At 54.2% G+C, this 513-nt stretch carries 1 pseudogene; it reads left to right on the top strand.

The features are described 5' to 3' along the window. Positions 1-513, top strand: a pseudogene (locus tag E3E28_RS10755) (hypothetical protein); the annotation flags it as partial.

The raw sequence follows: 513 nt of genomic DNA on the forward strand, positions 1-513 counted from the left end.
TATGAACGTCCAAGTGGTCGAGGGGAAGCTCAGCTACGACCGCCTCGAGGTGAAGGACCTTATCAAGTTCATGTACGTGAACACTCAGACCAACTACATGCGCCTCCTCGACATCTATTGGGGCCAGAAGAGAATCAGAGACCCTGACCGCTTCTTGAAGGAAGTCATCAGGAACGAGTACCCGCCGAGGCCAGGCGAGACCGTCGAGGACGTCCTGAAGAACTCCCGCGACAGGACGATCGCTAACCTGAGAACCCTTATGACCAAGCTGAAGAGCGACAGGCTCTTCACGAGCGACCCAAAAGAAGAGTTCGTCAGGAAACTAACTCCAGATAGAATCAATGTCATAGACTTCTCCGCGAACTCCCACCTGAGCGAGGAAGAAGAGGCCGTCATCTTCCACAACCTCGTGAGCTACGTCACCGACGAATTCCTCCTCAAGTGGGACATTCCAGTAATCATCATAGCGGACGAGATCCAGAACCTCGCGAGGCATGCCCTCGGCTTAGCAGC

Source organism: Thermococcus sp. 21S9, assembly GCF_012027635.1.
GTDB lineage: Archaea > Methanobacteriota_B > Thermococci > Thermococcales > Thermococcaceae > Thermococcus.